This window comes from Olsenella sp. HMSC062G07, assembly GCF_001811895.1.
In the GTDB taxonomy this organism is placed as follows: Bacteria; Actinomycetota; Coriobacteriia; order Coriobacteriales; family Atopobiaceae; genus Olsenella_F; species Olsenella_F massiliensis.
Genome location: NZ_KV806945.1, coordinates 109,881 through 125,058, shown reverse-complemented (window position 1 = coordinate 125,058; position 15,178 = coordinate 109,881). Strand labels below are relative to the sequence as shown.

Annotated in this window: 14 protein-coding genes and 1 tRNA gene; 4 read left to right on the top strand and 11 right to left on the bottom strand. The window is 68.1% G+C overall.

The features are described from left to right. A partial coding sequence (gene glgB / locus HMPREF2826_RS02630; protein ID WP_070638946.1) for a 1,4-alpha-glucan branching protein GlgB occupies nt 1–2,004 on the bottom strand: 2,004 nt, incomplete at its 3' end. 215 nt (nt 2,005–2,219) lie between these two features. Here glgB and nth point away from each other — a divergent pair. Next, complete coding sequence (gene nth, locus HMPREF2826_RS02625) at nt 2,220–2,948, top strand: endonuclease III (protein ID WP_058270771.1); 729 nt, start codon at nt 2,220–2,222, stop codon at nt 2,946–2,948. A gap of 1 nt (nt 2,949) precedes the next feature. After that, nucleotides 2,950–3,240 carry a DUF6485 family protein gene (locus HMPREF2826_RS02620; RefSeq protein ID WP_070638944.1) on the top strand — a complete coding sequence of 97 codons (291 nt, stop codon included), beginning with the start codon at nt 2,950–2,952 and terminating at the stop codon, nt 3,238–3,240. 40 nt (nt 3,241–3,280) lie between these two features. On the opposite strand, the gene HMPREF2826_RS02615 is transcribed toward HMPREF2826_RS02620, so the two are convergent. From HMPREF2826_RS02615 to HMPREF2826_RS02575, 9 genes are all read right to left on the bottom strand, one after another. Next, nucleotides 3,281–4,201 carry an HhH-GPD family protein gene (locus tag HMPREF2826_RS02615; RefSeq protein WP_070638942.1) on the bottom strand — a complete coding sequence of 307 codons (921 nt, stop codon included), beginning with the start codon at nt 4,199–4,201 and terminating at the stop codon, nt 3,281–3,283. Nucleotides 4,202–4,209: 8 nt separating this feature from the next. Next, nucleotides 4,210–4,680, bottom strand: coding sequence for an RrF2 family transcriptional regulator (locus HMPREF2826_RS02610; RefSeq protein ID WP_070638940.1), 471 nt, complete (start codon nt 4,678–4,680; stop codon nt 4,210–4,212). A gap of 48 nt (nt 4,681–4,728) precedes the next feature. Next, complete coding sequence (locus HMPREF2826_RS02605; RefSeq protein WP_246824662.1) at nt 4,729–5,463, bottom strand: HAD family hydrolase; 735 nt, start codon at nt 5,461–5,463, stop codon at nt 4,729–4,731. A gap of 221 nt (nt 5,464–5,684) precedes the next feature. Continuing rightward, nucleotides 5,685–5,761, bottom strand: a tRNA-Asp gene (locus HMPREF2826_RS02600). A 91-nt stretch (nt 5,762–5,852) separates the two neighbouring features. Next, entirely contained in the window at nt 5,853–6,701 is an 849-nt protein-coding gene (locus tag HMPREF2826_RS02595) for a hypothetical protein (RefSeq protein WP_070638938.1), read from the bottom strand. A gap of 47 nt (nt 6,702–6,748) precedes the next feature. After that, nucleotides 6,749–7,381 carry a recombination mediator RecR gene (recR, locus tag HMPREF2826_RS02590; RefSeq protein ID WP_246824660.1) on the bottom strand — a complete coding sequence of 211 codons (633 nt, stop codon included), beginning with the start codon at nt 7,379–7,381 and terminating at the stop codon, nt 6,749–6,751. After that, nucleotides 7,381–7,689, bottom strand: a complete 309-nt coding sequence (locus tag HMPREF2826_RS02585) for a YbaB/EbfC family nucleoid-associated protein (protein ID WP_058270775.1) — start codon at nt 7,687–7,689, stop codon at nt 7,381–7,383. The genes recR and HMPREF2826_RS02585 overlap by 1 nt, the downstream gene beginning before the upstream one ends. A gap of 52 nt (nt 7,690–7,741) precedes the next feature. Further along, a complete protein-coding gene (gene dnaX / locus HMPREF2826_RS02580) occupies nt 7,742–10,027 on the bottom strand; it encodes a DNA polymerase III subunit gamma/tau (RefSeq protein ID WP_070638936.1) in 2,286 nt (761 codons plus the stop codon). A 134-nt stretch (nt 10,028–10,161) separates the two neighbouring features. Then, a complete protein-coding gene (locus tag HMPREF2826_RS02575; protein ID WP_070638934.1) occupies nt 10,162–10,827 on the bottom strand; it encodes an orotidine 5'-phosphate decarboxylase / HUMPS family protein in 666 nt (221 codons plus the stop codon). A gap of 146 nt (nt 10,828–10,973) precedes the next feature. Here HMPREF2826_RS02575 and HMPREF2826_RS02570 point away from each other — a divergent pair, with 146 nt between their 5' ends. Together HMPREF2826_RS02570 and HMPREF2826_RS02565 are read left to right on the top strand one after the other, a co-directional pair. Continuing rightward, the gene (locus HMPREF2826_RS02570) at nt 10,974–12,641 is read left to right on the top strand and encodes a DEAD/DEAH box helicase (RefSeq protein WP_070639050.1); all 1,668 of its coding nucleotides are present in this window, start codon (nt 10,974–10,976) and stop codon (nt 12,639–12,641) included. Between the two features lie 74 nt (nt 12,642–12,715). Then, a complete protein-coding gene (locus HMPREF2826_RS02565) occupies nt 12,716–14,038 on the top strand; it encodes a class I SAM-dependent rRNA methyltransferase (RefSeq protein WP_070638931.1) in 1,323 nt (440 codons plus the stop codon). A gap of 11 nt (nt 14,039–14,049) precedes the next feature. Here the strand turns inward: HMPREF2826_RS02565 and HMPREF2826_RS02560 are convergent, their stop codons facing one another. Next, nucleotides 14,050–15,042, bottom strand: a complete 993-nt coding sequence (locus tag HMPREF2826_RS02560) for a threonine ammonia-lyase (RefSeq protein WP_070638929.1) — start codon at nt 15,040–15,042, stop codon at nt 14,050–14,052. Between the last annotated feature and the right edge of the window lie 136 nt (nt 15,043–15,178).

Here is a 15,178-nt window from a genome sequence, read left to right as displayed (position 1 = left end):
GCGGCCCTTGGACTTTGCGGACGTCTTGGACTTGGGCTTCGCCGGGGCCTTGGGCTTGGGAAGCGGCCCGTCATAGGCCAGGATGAGGCCCGCGAGCGGCGGCACCCTCAGCACGAGCGAGCTCTTGCGCCGGTTCCAGCTGACGTCCTCGGAGGCAAAGCGCACGTCCTCGTTGGTGACGCCCGAACCGCCGAAGGTGACGTCGTCGGTGTTGAAGACCTCACGCCAGTAGCCGGGCCGGGGCAGGCCAAGACGGAACTCCTCATGCGGGTTCACGTCAAAGTTGATGAGGATGACCAGGTCGTCCTTGGACTCGTCCCCTTTACGGACGAAGGTGATGATGTCCTGGTCGGCGTTGTCGGCGTCAATCCACTCGAAGCCCTCGGCGGTGAAGGAGTTCTGCCACAGCGCCGGATGATCCAGGTAGAAGTGGTTGAGCACCGCGACGTACCTCTGATGGCGGGCGTGGCTGTCGTACTGCTCAGTGAGGAAGTACTCGATGCCTTCGTAGTAGCGCCACTCGATGAACTGGGCGATCTCGTTGCCCATGAAGTTGAGCTTGCCGCCCGTGTGCGTCATCTGGTAGAGGGCGAGCGAGCGCATGCCCGCGAACTGCCGCCAGTAGTCGCCGGGCTGGCGCGTGATAAGCGAGCACTTGCCATGCACGACCTCGTCATGCGAGAGGGGCAGCACGAAGTTCTCGTTGAACTGATACATCGTCGAGAAGGTCAGGAGCTTGTGGTTGCCCGGCCTCCAGGGAAAGTCGGTCTGCATGTAGTGCAGCGTGTCGTTCATCCATCCCATGTCCCACTTGAAGTGGAAGCCCAGGCCGCCGTCGGAGCTGGGATAGGTCACGAGCGGCCAGGCCGTGGACTCCTCGGCGATCATCATGACGTCAGGGTAATAGGCGCCCACGGCGTCGTTGCACGCGCGCACGAACTGGATGGCGGCAAAGTCCTCCTCCGTCCCCTTCTCGTTGAAGCGCTTGAGGTGGGCGTCGTCGATGCCAAAGTTGAGGTAGAGCATCGACGTGACGCCGTCCATGCGGATGCCGTCAACGTGATACTCGCCGATCCAGTACAGGAGGTTTGACACCAAAAAGCTGCAGACCTCCGGTCGGGTGAAGTCGAACTTGTAGGTGCCCCAGTCGGGATGCTCCTCCTCCTCGTAGAGCTTGTGGCCGTTAAAGTGCACGAGCCCATGCTCGTCGCGGCAGAACCCGCCGGGCACCCAATCCAGGATGACGCCGATGCCCGCCTGGTGGCAGGCGTCGACGAAGTGCTTGAACTGCCGCGGCGTGCCGTAGCGGCTCGTGGGCGCAAAGTAGCCCGTCACCTGGTACCCCCAGGACCCGTCAAAGGGATGCTCCATGACGGGGAGCAGCTCGATGTGGGAGTAGCCCATCTTCTTGACATACGAGACGAGGTCCTCGGACAGCTCGTCATAGCTCAGGTAGGAGCCGGCGTGGTCGTCGGCGTCCGCGTCGCCGTTGCCCGCGAGGCCGTCGTCGTGCCGCCTCCAGCTGCCCAGGTGCACCTCGAAGATGTTGAGCGGCGCCTTCATCATGCGGCGGTCCCGACGCGCCGCGAGATAGGCGTCGTCGGCCCATTCGTAGCCGGTGATGTCCGTGGTGCGCGAGGCGGTGCCGGGAGGGCACTCGGCGAAGTTGGCGTAGGGGTCCGCCTTGTAGAGCAAATCGCCCTCGGGCGTCTCGATGAGGTACTTATAGAGCTGTCCCTCGCGCACGCCCTCGACGAACCCGCGCCAGACGGACCCCGCCTTCGTGGGCTCCAGATAGGTGGCCTCCTGGTCCCAGTCGTTGAAATCGCCGATCACGCGGACGCTCCTGGCGTCAGGGGCCCAGACGGCAAAGTAGTACCCCTCGACGCCCAGCGCCTCGGCCGGGTGGCTTCCCAGCTTCTCGTAGCTGCGATACCATCGACCCTCTCCCATCATGTACAGGTCATCGTTGGTGATGAGCAGATCTTCGATGGGCGTGCCCATGGGTGCCTCCCCGGATGGTTGACGTCTGCTGAAATCGTGCGGGTACATCTGATTCTATTTCATGGGCGCGGGGGGCCGGGGGGCATTCTCGGCAGCGGCGACATTTGTCGGGCCACCCGCACGACAGGCTCGCGCCTTGCCACGCGAGAAGGCGAGCTGCTACAGTCTCTGGCAGAGACCAGGCAGTCGAGGCAAGAGGGATGCGAGGGGGCGCCATGCCACGCGAGTCAAGGGTTGCCCGGCGCGAGCGGGCCATGGAGTTCTGCAGGCGCATGGGCGAGGCCTATCCCGACGTGCAGAGCGCCCTCGCCTTCTCCAACCCCTTTGAGATGCTCATCTGCGTGATGCTCTCGGCGCAGACCACCGACGCGGCCGTCAACAAGGTGACGCCCGAGCTGTTCCGTCGCTGGCCCGACGCGCCAGCCATGGCCGGCGCGGACGTTGCGGAGCTGGGCGAGGTCATCCGCACGATCGGCTTCTGGCGCTCGAAGGCGTCCCACTGTGTCAGCGCCTCGCAGATGATCGTGGCAGACTTCGGCGGCGCGGTGCCCGCCTCCATGGAGCAGCTCGTCCGCCTTCCGGGCGTGGGCAGGAAGACGGCAAACATCGTGCTCAACAAGGCCTTTGGCATCGTGGACGGCATAGCCGTCGACACGCACGTGTTCCGCATCGCCACCAGGCTCAAGTTCACGAGCGCCCCCACCCCCCTCCAGGCCGAGCAGGACCTGCTGGCGCTGCTTCCCCATGAGCTCTGGGCGCCCGTCAATGAGCAGTGGATTCACTTTGGCCGGGAGGTCTGCTCCGCCCAGAGCCCCCGCTGCGACGCCTGCCGCTGCGTGGACATCTGCCCGGTCGCCTTCAAGGCAAACGGAAACCCCCGACCCCGGACGTCACGCGCGTCACGGACGACCGGAGGCGCACGCCGACGCGGGAAGGGGGCCTAGCGTGAGCGACTCAAGACATTTCTGCAGCTGCGGCGACGTCTCCTGCCCCCTCAACCCCAACAACCCCACCAACCTGGCGAAGGGGCTGGGCTGCGACGGCTGCATGCGCAAGAACCTCTCGCTGGGCGAGGTCCCAAGCTGCATCTTCAAGGCGCTGGGCGACATCGAGACGTGGGACGACTTCTCGGTCGAGGGCTTTGCGCACTTTGTGGCCGAGCATCCCCGCGGCGCAGACGAGCGGGAGCGCTGCCGCAGGGCGGCGGCCGCCTTCGAGGAGGGCCACGCGACCTAGCCCGTCACGTGACGTGCGCACCGCGCAGGGCCGCGCGTTCCTACGCCGACCAGCCCGACGCCTCCCGTCTGCAGAGGCCCTCGGCGGCAAGCTCCCCAAGCAGGCCCTTCACCTGCCCCACGTCCAGCTCGGCGCGACCGGCGGCCCGCTCGACCTCGTTGAGCCGGCGTGCAAGCGTCGTGGTGGCAAGCGCCCCCTCGTCGCGTCCCGCCAGCAGCAGTCGCACGAGCTCCGCGCGCTTCTGGCGACGCGAGCCCTCGAAGGCCGACTGACGCCCATGGCCCGCCGAGCGCCTCGACGGGTTCGTGGTCGTGCGCTTGAGGTGCGCGCCGTAGTCGAGTAGGGCGTAATACCAGCTGCGCGGGTCGTCGGACGGGTCCGCGTCGTCGGGCGGGCAGGTGGCCCCGACCAGCGGGGCGAGCTCGCGGTCGCTCACCGACTGGACGCCGGGAAAGAGCTCGTGCAGAAAGACCGACCTCACATTGGTCTCAAGATAGGTTCCGGGCAGATCAAAGGCGAAGGCGCGGATGCCCGCCGCCGTGGCCGGCCCCACGCCTGGCAGCTCAAGCAGACGCTCCGTCTCGCGCGGGAAGACGCCGCCGGCGTCCATGACCTGCCGAGCGGCTCTCCTAAGCGCGATGGCGCGCCGGTTGTAGCCCAGGCCCTGCCACAGGGCGAGGACGTCGGCGCTCTGGGCGGCGGCCAGGTCCTCGACGCGCGGGAAGCGCGCGAGCCAGGCCTCCCAGCGACCCTCGACGCGCGACACCTGCGTCTGCTGAAGCATGACCTCGCTCAGCCAGATGCCGTAGGGGTCACGCGTGCGTCTCCAGGGAAGGTCCCGATACAGCCTGCGCCCCTCCTCGCGCACCCGGGCGCGAAAGACCGTGAGGGAGGGGCCCAGCGAGGCCGACCAGGCGACACGGTCGAACGGAGCTCGCTGCGCATCGGAGACGACGGCCATGCGGGACCCTACTTCTGCTCCCGCGGGCTCACCAGCTCAAAGCGGTTGCCCTTGCTGAGCACCGGATGCTTGTGCTCAATGATGACGTCGTGCAGGGTCATGGCGTCAAAGTACGATCTCAGGATGTTCTCCGCCTCGCACCAGACCGGGTTGAAGTGGCATTCGGCCGCAAAGGGACAGTAGCCGCCGTCGGGGCCGGCGTGGTCGCACACCGACACCTTGATGGGCCCCTGGAGCGACTCGAGGATGGAGCGAATCGTGGTGGTCCGAGGGTCCACCAGCAGGCGCATGCCGCCCCGCGAGCCACGACTACTCTCGATGATGCCCCCGCGCGCGAGGTCGCGCTGGATGGAGCGGGCAAAGGTGTAGGGCACACTGCGATTCTCGGCGGCGACGCGCACCGAGATGGTCTCTCCCTCGTTCTCCACCAGCTCGGCGACCATGCGCATCGCATAGTCAAGCTTCTTTGAGAGTTCCACCTCGTGCTCCCTCCTTCGCAAGGCGCGAGACGCCCTCGCGAGCGAACGCTATTTCCAGTCCAGCACGTCCCAGTTGCGGCGACTTGCCACGTGCTTGAGCGTCTTGCCCGGACAGACGGCGTAGGCCTTCTCGGACGCGGTCATAAGGTCCTGGTCGGAGTGGTGGTCGCCATACGAGTAGGCGATGGTCCACCTGCCCTTGCCAACATGCTCGTCGGCCCACGCCGCGACCGCCCTCGTCTTCTCGGGACCGGCCACCACCGTGCCGCTGACGTTTCCCGTGTAGTTGCCGTCCGCGTCCTGCTCCATGTCGGTGGCGACGAAGCCGTCCACGCCCAGGACCCGCGCGGCCGCGCGTGCGATGTCACGGAACGTGGCCGAGACCAGCAGGGTGACGCAGCCCTCCTCCCTGCGTCTGCGCACCTCGTCGATGGCCTCCTGGCGATACCGCTTGAGCAGCACCGTGTCATGGAACTCATGCATGATCCGACGTATCTCCTGGGGTGTGCGATCTGACAGCGCCCCGAAGATCTGCTCGCGCGCCTCGTCCTGTCGGTAGGGCAGATGCAGAAAGTAGCGAGCGCCCCACCATCCCAGGCGCAGAGCGCGCAGGGGGCTCAGCATGCCTCGAGCGATGAGCCAGCGCGACAGGAGGGCGCCCGACTGGCCGCTGATCATGGTGCCGTCGTAGTCAAACACGGCAAGGCGCACGAGTGCCGACGGCGCGTCGTCATGACCGTGCGGAACGCACGCGGCCATGCCTTGGTCGGCAGCTGATGCCATGAGTCTCCCTCGCGGTCCCCGTGGGGCGGCGGGCCCCTCGTCACATAGATGTAAAGAGTATTACATAAGTATCATTTTACCGTGACACAATTGACCTGTTTTTTGCAATGTAACGAATGGGCACATATGCCCCGCATTCTTTGTCGAAGGTCGCAGACCGCTAGCAAGCGGTAGGTCTCGCGACAAAAAAGAGGGCCCCGACGGGACCCTCTGATCAGGCATGGCGGGATGTAAGGGACTTGAACCCTCGACCTCCGACGTGACAGGCCGGCGCTCTAACCAGCTGAGCTAACACCCCGTTCATTTGGTGCGGAAGCTATTCTACCCAGAAGCCCTCCCCACTGTCTAGGGCAAAGCATGAAAAAGTTTCGTCCATCCACGCTCCATAACTACGCGAGCGACACGGCGGTCGTGGTGCCGGCGTCATCCGTGACCAGCAGGTCCGACCCCGAGAGCTCGACCTTGACGATCTGGCCCGGGCCGCCCACCGGACGCTCGTCGGCATCGACCACCTGCGCGCCCACCGAGCCCGTGCCCACGGTGTAGGCGAGCACGTCCCAGCTTCCGTCAAGGTTCTCCGGAATGATGATCGCGCCGTTGTAGAGCACGAGCTGGACGGGCGTGCCCGAAAGCTGCATGTAGGTCTCGCCTGACTGGGCGTCTGGCGTCTGGCCCACGAGGGCGTACGTGCCGTCGTCCTGCCGCCTCAGCGAGAAGGTCGTGCCCTGGTAGGTCAGGGTGCCGTCTGCGGCGGTCTGGGTCTGCTGGGTCCTCTGCTGGGGGTCCGGCTCGTCGGGCGGCGCGACGAGGCAGCTGCGCAGGAAGAGGAGGCCCAGCACGATCATGAGGCCCGCCGCCACCATGATGAGCCAGTGCTTGCGCAGCTGCGCCATGAGGGAGGGCGCGTCGTCGGCCCCCCCCTGCGAGCGGCCCAACACCCGCGGGCGGTTGCGGCCGGTCAGGCGCATGTCGTCTCCCAGCCCCGTCCGCCTCCATGACGACGTGGAGTCGGGGGATATCCTCCCGATGTTGTCCCTCGTCTCCACCGTGGCGCCCTCCCCCGACGCGATGCGGCTGAACGCCCCCGTCGATTGGGGGTCGACACCGATGGGGCGTGGGGCGCCCTGCTCGTCCAGGGGGCCAACCGTGGGCAGGCTGGACGAGAGTCGTGCCCTGTCCGTTTTTGCGTGGGCGGCGTGCTTCCCCCTTCGGGGGGCGGCGTTGACGTCTTGGGCCATTGCCAGACCTCCTTGCGCGTTGGCGCCGGGCTGGCCCGGCGTGTTGCCTATATAGTACGCCGCTCCTCGATGGCGCGGCCCAGGGTCACCTCGTCTGCGTATTCAAGATCCCCGCCGACCGGCAGGCCGCTGGCGAGGCGTGACACCCTGACGCCCAGAGGGGCGATGACCCGCGCGAGGTAGGAGGCGGTCGTCTCGCCCTCGACGTCGGGGTTGGTGGCCAGGATGACCTCGTCGACGCCGCCGTCGGCCAGACGGACGAGCAGCTCGCGCACGTGGAGCTGGTCGGGGCCAACCTTGTCCATGGGCGAGATGACACCGCCCAGCACGTGGTAGAGGCCGTGATAGCTCCCCGTGCGCTCGATGGCCGAGACGTCGCGGGGCTCCGAGACCACGCAGATGGCGGAGCGCTCGCGCGACGCGTCGGCGCAGATGTCACAGGTGTCTCGCACCGCGTAGGAAAAGCAGATGGGACAAAAGTGCACCTGCTGCTTGACCTGCATGATCGCGGACGAGAGCCGGCGGGCCGTCTCGACGTCCGACTCGAGGAGCCAGTAGGCGATGCGCTGGGCGGACTTGGGGCCGATGCCGGGAAGGCGCCCCAGCTCGTCCAGTAGGCGCTGAAGCGCACGGGCGTCCTCTGACGGGCGCAGTCCGCCCGCATCTCCTAGCAGCGACACTAGAAGAGCCCCGGCATGCTCATGCCGCCGGTGACGGCGCCCAGCTGCCTGTTTGCCGCCTCCTTGGCGCTCGAGAGGCATTCGTTGACCGCCGCGACGACCGTGTCCTGCAGCAGGTCGACGTCCTCGGGGTCAAGGGCGTCAGGGTCGATGGTGACGGACGTGATGCGCATGTCGGCCGTGCCGGTGACCTTGACCAGGCCGCCGCCGGCAGACGCGGACACCTCGATCTGGCCGAGCTTGTCCTGGGCGTCGGCGAGCTGCCTCTGCATCTTCTGCGCCTGCTTCATCATCTGCTGCATGTTCATGGGAGTCCTCCTCGGACGCTGGTTCTGCCGCGTGTGAGAGCCTCAGCTTACCTCACTCGCGACGAGTCCGCCCCATGGCGCCGTCCTCGCCACCGGGCTTCTCCACGCTTACCGTGACGCCCTCGCCAAACACCTCCGTGAGCATCGCGAGCAACCCCTCCATGCCGTCAGGCGTCGATGACGTCGCCTGCGGCGCAGGGGTGGGGGCGCCGGCCGCCGGCTGGCTCGAAGACGACGGGGCCCCGGCCGCCCGAGAGGAGACGGGCGCACCATCCGGCGCGTAGGTCTGGGTCTGAGCCTGTGCCGTGGCAGGCGTCTCTCGCTCGTCCGGGCAAGGGCGCGTCGCCTGAGAGGCGGGGGCGAAAGAGGTGGGGGGCGACGGCTCGCGGGGCGGCCCCTCCTCAAAGGGAACCTCCCCATAGCTCTCCAGGGGCACCTCCTCATAGGCGGGGGCCTGGGCCTGCCCGGCAGAGTCGGGGGCCGTCCGCGCGGGAGTCACCGGACCGGCGGGGGTGGAGGGGGCCAGCGGAGGCACGCTCGGCGCGTCCGTGACGGGACGCGGTGCGTCGGGGCGGGGTCGGTCGTCGCTCGCCGGGGCTGGACGCGCGGACGGGGACGACGCGCCCCGCGCCGTCGGGGCGAGGCCGAGGCCCGCGGAGCGTGCCTCGACATACACAAGCTGCCGCGCGCCAAAGACGGAGGCCACCGCCTCGTCGACGCCTTGACGCACGTCGGTGCGCTCGAGCATGTTCATGACGAACGAGGAGCCCTTGGGAAGCTGGATCAGGAGCCTGCCGCCGGTGTCCTCGCGGGCGACGGACGCCCTCAGCAGCGAGGCGCGCGAGGGGTTGGTCCTCAGCAGGACGTCCACCACCTGCCGCCATCTGCGCTGAAGCTCGCCCGCATCCGTCACGGCGGCCCTCTCGGGCGACGCCGCGGGCGGAGGCGAGACGGGCGCGGGTGGCACGTCGGGACGATCCGTCGGGACGGGCGCGGGGGTGCCGGGTGCCGGCTGGTCCGAAGACGACGGGGCGCCAACCGCCCGAGGGGGGGCGGGCGCGGACTCCGCCGTCCGCGATGCCGCGGGAGCCGCCCTCGCCGGCGAGGGCGCCGTCATGCCGCCCCTTTCGACAGCGGACGCATCGGCGCCGCCGTCCGAGGCCCCGGCGTCGCGAAGGCGTGCCGAGAGGGCCACGACGGTCCCCTCGAGCTGGGCAAGCTGGTCCGCAAGGGCCTCGAGCGTCAGGTCCGCCCGGGGGCGGGCGATGCGGGTGAGCGCCACCTCGAGGGTCAGGCGCTGGTTGGTGGCCACGCGCATCTCGTTTGAGGCGTCATTCAGGACGGCGAGGGCATGGGCGACGCAGTCGGGAGAGCCAAAGGCGAGCGCCTCGTCATGCCTTTGCGCACGCCCCTCGTCGTCAAGGTCGAGCGCCAGGGCGTCCGGACCCGCAACGCTGACGACGTACACGTCCCTCAGGTGGGCGGCGAGCTCACGGGAGAACTGCAGCAGGTCGCGCCCGTCGTCCACGAGCCTGGAGACCTTGTCGAATATGCCCGGCACGTCCCGGCGCGCGATGGCGCAGGAGAGCTCCACGAGCTGCGAGGTGGTCACCTCGCCCAAAAGGTCGCGGGCGGCGTCGAGCGAGACGTTGCCCCCGCCAAAGGTGGAGAGCTGCTCCAGCGTGGAGAGCGCGTCGCGCATGCCGCCGCGAGCATGACGAACCACCAGGTCGAGGGCCGCCTCGTCGTAATCGAACCCCTCGCTGCCGCACACCTCCTTAAGATGGGCGAGGATGGCGTCGTGGCCGATGGGGCGAAAGTCAAAGCGCTGCACGCGCGAGAGGATGGTCTCGGGCACCTTCTGGGGGTCGGTGGTGCACAGCACGAAGACCACGTGAGGGGGCGGCTCCTCAAGGGTCTTGAGCAGCGCGTTGAACGCCGCCGTCGTGAGCATGTGCACCTCGTCGATGACGTACGCCTTGTAGCGGCCGCGGACGGGTGCGAAGGCGACGCGGTTGATGATCTCCTCGCGCACGTTGTCGACGCCCGTGCGGCTCGCGGCGTCAAGCTCCAGCACATCCGGATGCTCGCCCGCCGCTATGAGGCGGCACTGCTCGCAGCTGCCGTCGGGAAGGTGCCCCGCACCCCGCTCGCAGATGAGGGCCTTGGCGAGGATGCGCGCCATGGTGGTCTTGCCCGTGCCGCGAGGGCCGCAGAACAGGTAGGCGTGGCTGATACGCCCCTCGAGCACCGCATGCTCGAGGGTGGACACGACATGCTGCTGGCCCACCACGTCCGCAAAGGTCTGCGGACGGTACTTCCGATAGAGAGATTCCATGGCACCTCCGGCTCGCCATACTCGGATTACCAGTATAGCGATGAGCCAAAGGGCGGCGCGCGGCAGGCACGCATGGCAGCAGATGCACGGGCGGGATGACGCCGTGCGGACGCGACGGGCGATAGGCTCGCGCCTTATGCCCCCATCCGCCTCTTGAGCCTCAGGGCCGCCTCATGCGGGTCCTTTGCGCTTACGATGGCACGGCCGACGAGAATGACGCTGGGCCTCTCGGCGACGACCCGGTCGATGGTGTCGGCGTTGACGTTTCCCACGACCCCCACCTCCGCCTGGGGCAACAGCTCCCTCAGGTCGTGCAGGTCTTTCAGGGGGGTGGCTTCGCCGCCCTCCCCCCGATCCGACACCAGGCTCCTCTCGTCGGCGACGCGACTCAGCCCCGAGGGGACCACGAACGCGTTGATGCCCAGGGCGACGAGCTCCCGCGCACGGGCAGCCACCTTGTCGGCGCCCGCGAGGTCGGCGATGACCGTGCCGCCGCAGGCGTCCGCGACGCGGCGCACCGCCCGGAAGGCCTCGTCCGAGGCGACCCCCAGCACCGACACCGCATCGGCCCCATATGAGAAGCAGGTGCGCGCCACGTAGCCGCCGCTGTGAAAGATCTTGGCGTCGGCCAGCACCAGCTTGTCGGGAAAGGCATGCTTGACGTGGCGCACGAGCGACAGCCCCTCCTCCACAAGAAGCGGGTAGCCCACCTCGACGACGTCAACGACGTCCTGCGTCGCGTAGACCAGATCGAGGCAGTCCTCCACGTTGGGGACGTCAAGCGTCAGCTGCAACCTCATCGTTTGTCTCCTTCTCGCGAGAGCGGTCGAACCGCCCTGGGAACCATCAGTCAGTCGCATCCACTATTGCGCAGGTTAGCTGGCGAATCGAGCTTTTGCTCGGGTGACGGCTGCGCGACGGACGCAAATGGGTGATACTGGTGGGCATGGATACCACATTTGCCGAGCTCGGGCTAAACGAGCAGATACTTGAGGGCGTCGCCGCGCTGGGGTTTGCGACGCCAACCCCCGTGCAGCGGGAGTCCATCCCCCAGATCCTGGCAGGCCGCGACGTCGTCGCCTCCGCGCAGACCGGCACGGGCAAGACCGCTGCCTTTGCCCTGCCCATCCTCCAGGTGATCGCCGACACCTCGCGTCGCGCGCGCCTTGAGCGTGAGGGAGAAAGGGGTGCGGGCGACACCCCGCCATCCGGGGCCTCACCTGCTCCGGACGACATCGCCGCGGACCCGACGCCTGCCGGGACCGACGAGGACGGGCCGACCGTGCTGGCCGACGCCGTCAAGGGTCCCGGCTCCGTCTCGATTCGCGTGGACGACGAGGGCAGGCCGGTGCGCCGTCGGCGCAGGCACCATCGGCGCCGGGCCACGGCGAGTGACGGGGAGACCAGCGAGGGGACCCCTCGGCCGCAGCGCACGGCCGATGCTGCGAACCCGGCCGAGAAGGCGCCCTCACGACCCGCCGACAGGCGCAAGGCTCGCCGGCGGCGCTCGTCCTCACGCAAGGGGGCGCCGTCTCGCGACGTTTGCGCCGCCGACCCCAACGCGCAGCCATTTGGTCCCTTTGCGCTGGTCGTCACCCCCACCAGGGAGCTCGCCTCGCAGATCGAGCGGGTCGTCTCGGTGGTCTGCGAGAAGACGGGGCAAAAGGCCGTCGTCGTCATGGGCGGCACCAAGTTTGACCGTCAGATTCGCGAGCTTGAGGCCGGCTGCGACCTGCTCGTGGCCACGCCGGGTCGTCTCATCGACCTGTTCGAGCATCAGCACGTGCGCCTCGACGAGGTCCGCTGCCTGGTGCTTGACGAGGCCGACCGCATGCTCGACATGGGCTTCTGGCCCAGCGTGAGGCGCATCGTCGCCGCCTGCCCGCGCGAGCGGCAGACCCTGCTCTTTTCTGCCACCATCCCGCCGTCCATCAAGGGCACTGTGGACGCCATGCTCAACGACCCCGTGAGGATCGAGATCGCCCGCGTGGGAGAGACCGCCGACACCGTTGACGAGCACCTGTGCTGCGTGACGCAGGGACAGAAGCTGCCGCTGCTCGAGGCCCTCGTGGCAAGGGGCGGCGCGTCGGGGCAGGTGCCCGAGCGCGTGCTGGTGTTCTGCCGCACCAAGATGCGCGCCGACATGCTTGAGACGCAGCTCAAGGCCAACGGCAGGCGCGTGGGCGTCATGCACGCCGACCGGCCGCAGCGCGCGCGCGAGCGCGCCCTGAGCGAGTTTCGCTCCGGCAAGCTCCAGGTGCTCGTGGCAACGGACGTCATGAGCCGCGGCATCGACGTGAGCGGCATCGACGCCGTCGTGAACTTTGACGTGCCCATGGACCCCGAGGACTACGTCCATCGCATCGGCAGGACCGGGCGCGCCGGGGCGACGGGCCACGCGTACACGTTCGTGGCGCCCGACGAGATAAGCCCCCTGCGCGAGATCGAGTACTTTACCAAGAAGCTCGTGCCTCTGTGGGACCTCGAGGGCTTCTCGTACGACGAGGGGCGCATCCTGCCCAACCCCGCGCGCTCGACCGAAAAGCCCACGCGCAGGCTCTTCAGCGGCTCGCGCGGGCGAAGCCGCGGCGGCAGGTACGGGAGGCACTACTAGCCCCCGGCCCCGGCGGGGCAGGCCGCGCGACAGGCCGGGCGGCCCATCACCTACGGCGGAAGGCAGCTCCCATCATGAAGCAGGCACGGCAGTTCCCGCGCGTCATCGTCACCAAGAAGGCAGCCCGCGCGCTCAAGGGCGGCCACCTGTGGGTGTACGCCGGCGAGGTCATGCGCCTGGAGCCGGCGGCGGACGGGAGGCTGGCCGTCGACGGCGACGTCGTGGACGTGCTGGAGGAAAACGGCACCTGGCAGGGGGCGGGCCTCTTCTCGCCCGCCTCGACGCTGCAGGTCAGGATTGTGAGCAGAAACGCCAACGACCGCTTTGACGACGCCTTCTGGAGGCGGCGCCTCCGGTGGTCGTGGGAGCACCGAAAGACGACGATGGGTCGTCGCCTCCTGCCGGGCGCCGAGCCTGACACCAACTGCTGCCGCATCGTGTTCTCCGAGGCGGACGGGCTGCCGGGCCTGGTGGTCGATCGCTATGAGGACGTGCTGGTGACGCAGGTGGGCACCGTGGGCATGGAGCGTCTGAGGCCCGTCATCTACCCCCTGCTGCTGGACGTCCTCGCCGACGACGGCGTGCGCATCCGCGGCATATTCGAGCGCAACGACGCCCCCTCCCGGGCCAAGGAGGGCCTTGGGGCCTATAAGGGCTGGTACGAGGGAATTCCCGGCATCGCGGGCGGGGCCTCGGCGGCTGCGGGCGCGCACGTTCTCGCGCACGAGAACGGCATCGCCTACGACATCGACCTCGAGAACAGTCAGAAGACGGGCTTCTTCCTGGACCAGAAGTACAACCGTCGGGCGGTGCGCCAGATCGCGGACGGCAGGCGCGTGCTTGACTGCTTTTGCCACGTGGGGCCCTTTGGCCTGAACGCGCTTGCCGGCGGGGCGTCCTACGTGCGCTTCGTGGACGCGAGCCAGACGGCGCTTGACCTGGCGCGCCAGAACGCCCGCAGGAACGGCTGGCTGGAAGACGGCCGGGACGCAAACAAGAACGTGGGTTTTACCTGCGCAAACGTCCTGGAGTATTTGCCTCGCATGATGGGGGACCCCACGCTGCCGAGCGCGGAGGGAGGCCCCTTTGACCTCATCGTGCTCGACCCGCCCGCCTTCACCAAGAGCCGGCGCACCATCAGGCACGCCGCGCGCGGCTATCGCGAGGTCAACGAGGCCGCCCTGCGCCTGCTGCCGCGCGGGGGCTATCTCGCCACCTGCAGCTGCAGTCACTTCATGACCCGCGACGGCCTGGCCCAGGCCGTCGCCGAGGCGGCTCACGGGGCGCAGGTCCAGCTCAAGCAGGTCGAGGAGCGACAGCAGGCTCCTGACCACCCCATCCTGTGGGGCATGCCCGAGACGCACTACCTGGACTTCTTCGTCTTTCAGGTCGTCTAGGCGCCGACGGGCTAACGATACTCCAGCTCGCCGAAGTCCTCCGCGAGGATGGTCGTGAGCGTGCCGACGTCAAGGTTGCCGCCGCTCACCACCAGGGCCACGTTGCGGCCGCCGACCTTCTCGGGATGGTCGTGCACGGCGGCGACCACCATCGCGCTGCCCGCCTCGAGGGAGAGCTGCTCGCGCTCGATCATGTACTTGAAGGCGGCGCGGATGGAGCGCTCCGTCACGAGGACGAGCTCGTCCATGAGCGCGGGCAGCATGTCAAAGGCGATCTGCCCCACGCCGCCGACGATGGCCTCGCACACGGTGTCGCCCGCGGTCGGGTAGCGGCCGTAGCAGACGCCGTCTTTAAGCGACTGGTACATGGCGGGACACGCCGCCGTCTGCACGCCCACGATGCGCACGTCGGGCCGTATGCTCTTGGCGGCCAGGGCGATGCCCGTGATGAGACCTCCCCCGCCGACGGGCACGACGATGGTGTCGATGTCGGGATTCTGCTCAAGTATCTCGATGCCGATGGTCCCCTGACCGCAATAGACGCGCGGCTCGAACTCGTAGGGGTCCACGAAGAACATCTCGTTGCGGTCGATGTAGTTGATGCCGAGCGTGATGGAGTCGTCGTAGTCGCAGCCCAGGGCCATGGAGCGAGCACCGTAGTAGCGTATGCGGTCGGTCTTTGAGCTGGGCGTTCCCACGGGGACGACCACCAGGCAGTCAGGGATTCCCAGCTCGCGCGCCGCATAGGCCACGGCGACGCCATGGTTGCCCGTGGACACGGTGCCCACCCCGCGCCCGCGCTCGAGCTCGGTGAGCTGCGCCATGGTGTTGAGGGCGCCGCGGACCTTGAAACTCTTGCCCAGCTGCTGGCTCTCGAGCTTGAAGAAGTAGCGCCGCTCCTCGGTGTTCAGGTAGACGGACTCCTCAAGGGGCGTGCGCCTGATGCGGTCCCTGATGCGCGCGTACGCGTCCGAAACGTCACCCGCCGTGAACCATGAGCGCATCGAACCTCTCCGCCACCCTTTCATGTCTGCCGAGCGCCGTCCTCACGAGCGTGACCAGGGCGGCGTCACGGGGCGCTTTGACCTCATGCCATGCATCACGCGTGCGGGCGACATGGGAGGATTGTCGCACAGTTAC